The organism is Streptomyces sp. SID9727, from assembly GCF_010550605.1.
Taxonomy (GTDB): Bacteria; Actinomycetota; Actinomycetes; order Streptomycetales; family Streptomycetaceae; genus Streptomyces.
Window position 1 is genome coordinate 1 of record NZ_JAAGNI010000503.1, and the last position, 2,709, is coordinate 2,709.

Annotated in this window: 3 protein-coding genes; all 3 read left to right on the forward strand. The window is 73.3% G+C overall.

Features of this window, described 5'->3' with window-relative positions; translation table 11 throughout:
- A partial coding sequence (locus G3I41_RS34245) for a DNA-processing protein DprA (protein ID WP_164404418.1) occupies positions 1-780 on the forward strand: 780 nt, incomplete at its 5' end.
- 288 nt (positions 781-1,068) lie between these two features.
- The gene (gene whiG, locus G3I41_RS34250) at positions 1,069-1,905 is read left to right on the forward strand and encodes an RNA polymerase sigma factor WhiG (RefSeq protein ID WP_143625984.1); all 837 of its coding nucleotides are present in this window, start codon (positions 1,069-1,071) and stop codon (positions 1,903-1,905) included.
- 103 nt (positions 1,906-2,008) lie between these two features.
- Positions 2,009-2,581 (forward strand): TetR/AcrR family transcriptional regulator, encoded by a 573-nt coding sequence (locus G3I41_RS34255; protein ID WP_073863156.1) that lies wholly within the window; start codon positions 2,009-2,011, stop codon positions 2,579-2,581.
- The last annotated feature ends 128 nt before the right edge of the window (positions 2,582-2,709 follow it).

Below are 2,709 nucleotides of genomic sequence, written 5' to 3' on the forward strand. Positions count from 1 at the left end.
GGGGCCCGCGCGTGCACCCCGTACGGGGCGCACATGGCGGCGACGCTGGGCGCGGGGCTCGCGGAGCGCGGCTGGGTGGTGGTCTCGGGCGCCGCCTTCGGGGTGGACGGCGCGGCGCACCGGGGTGCGCTGGCGGCGGGCGGGGCGACGATCGCGGTGCTGGCCTGCGGGGTGGACGTGGCCTATCCGCCGGGGCACGCCGAGCTGATCGCGCGGGTGGCCGGGCAGGGGCTCGTCATCGGTGAGCTGCCACCGTCCGAGCACCCGACGCGGAGCCGGTTCGTCCTGCGGAACAGGGTGATCGCCGCGCTGACGCGGGGGACGGTGGTCGTGGAGGCGCAGTACCGCAGCGGTTCGCTGGTGACGGCACGGGTCGCGCAGCGGCTGGGGCGCTTCACCATGGGGGTTCCCGGTCCGGCGACCAGCGGTCTGTCGGCCGGTGTCCACGAACTCCTGCGCGGGGAGGGCGTGCTGGTGACGGACGCCGCCGAAGTGGCGGAGCTGGTGGGTGACATCGGGGACCTGGCGCCGTCCAGGAGCGGTCCGCTGCTGGACCGGGACCTGCTCGACGCCGTCGCCGGGCGGGTGCTGGAGGCGCTTCCGGCGCGCGCCGCCGTCGATGTCCGGGAGGTGGCGCGGGGCGCCGGGACCAGCGCCGACGAGGCCCTCGGCAAACTGTACGAACTGCACTCACTGGGATACGTCGAACGTGAGGGCGAGGGCTGGAGGTTGACGCGGAGGGCGACTTGCCGGGACGACGCGCGGCGAGGCGGTTCTTGACCTGGGGCATTCGGGTGAAAAGGTGATGCCGATGACCTCGGCGGACGTTTCGACGGTGGCTCCGGGGCCGGTGCCTGCGGCGACGGCCCCGGGCGCCCGACGTGTCCGCACCCCTGCGGGCTGTCATGTCCGCAGCCGGTTCGCGCGTCGTGTCCGCAGGCCCGCGAGCGCCCGGTCGCCATCCTCTATCCTGCGCGCACCGCGACACCTCAGTCACGCTACGCTCACAAGGATTCCGCCCCAGAGACACGTCCCAGTACTTCACGGCAGAACGGCTCAAGGCACCACATGCCCCAGCACACCTCCGGGTCTGACCGCGCGGCAGTACCACCGGCTGCGCGTGGCACTGTGCGCCCTCCCGCCCCGTCCTCGCTCGACGAGCTGTGGCGCTCGTACAAGACGACCGGCGACGGGCGGCTGCGGGAGCAGCTGATCCTGCACTACTCACCCCTGGTCAAGTACGTCGCCGGCCGGGTGAGCGTGGGCCTGCCGTCCAACGTCGAGCAGGCGGACTTCGTCTCGTCCGGGGTGTTCGGGCTGATCGACGCGATCGAGAAGTTCGACATCGAACGGGCCATCAAGTTCGAGACGTACGCGATCACCCGCATCCGGGGCGCGATGATCGACGAACTCCGGGCGCTGGACTGGATCCCGCGCTCGGTGCGGCAGAAGGCCCGCGCCGTCGAACGCGCCTACGCGACGCTGGAGGCGCAGCTGCGCCGCACCCCGTCCGAGGCGGAGGTCGCGGCGGAGATGGGCGTCACGCTGGATGACCTGCACGCTGTTTTCAGCCAGTTGTCCCTGGCCAACGTGGTCGCGCTGGAGGAGCTGCTGCACGTCGGCGGCGAGGGCGGCGACCGGCTGAGCCTGATGGACACGCTGGAGGACACCGCCGCCGACGACCCGGTCGAGGTGGCGGAGGACCGGGAGCTGAGAAGGCTGCTGGCCCGGGCGATCAACACCCTCCCGGACCGTGAGAAGACGGTCGTCACGCTCTACTACTACGAGGGTCTGACCCTCGCCGAGATCGGCAACGTCCTCGGGGTCACCGAGAGCCGGGTCAGCCAGATCCACACCAAGTCCGTGCTCCAGCTCCGCGCGAAGCTGGCGGACGCCGGGCGCTGAGCCGGCCCGCCGGGCGCCCGGTCCGGTCACTTCGGCCCGCACGCGTCCCTCTGGGAGGCGGTCGCCGTAGAGTGGAGCCGTGCCCAGGATTCGAGCGGCCTCCGTGGCCGAGCACCGGACCATGCAGCGCGGCGCCCTCCTGGACGCAGCGCGCTCCCTCTTGTCCGAAGGGGGCACGGAAGCGCTGACCTTCCCCGCCCTCGCCGAACGCACGGGCCTCGCCCGGTCCTCCGTCTACGAGTACTTCCGCTCCCGCGCCGCCGTCGTGGAAGAGCTCTGCGCCGTCGACTTCCCCGTCTGGGCGGCCGAGGTGGAGAGCGCGATGGAGCGGGCGGGGACGCCCGAGGAGAAGATCGAGGCATACGTACGGCGCCAGCTCGACCTCGTCGGGGACCGGCGCCACCGGGCCGTGGTCGCGATCTCCGCCAGCGAACTGGACGCGGGCGCCCGCGAGAAGATCCGGGCCGCGCACGGCGGGCTGATCGCCATGATCGTGGAGGCGCTCGGCGACCTCGGCCACGCGGAGCCCCGTCTCGCGGCCATGCTGCTGCAGGGCTCCGTGGACGCGGCGGTCCGGCGCATCGAACTGACCGTGGCGGAGGAGCCCGGCGTCATCGCCGACACCGCCGTCGCCATGATCCTCGACGGCGTCCGGGGCGCCGGCACCCGCGACTGACCCGGCACCACCACGGCACGGCCGGCACCACCAGCAGGGCAGGGGCGGCGCCGCCGCCCGTGACCGGGGCCCCCGCCGTCTCCGGGGCCCCCGGCAGCGGCACCCCGTACACCGGCAGCAGGCGCGAC

Coding starts and splice junctions, on each gene's coding strand:
- whiG (WP_143625984.1), top strand. CDS start 1,069: ATGCCCCAGCACACCTCCGGGTCTGACCGCGCGGCAGTACCACCGGCT.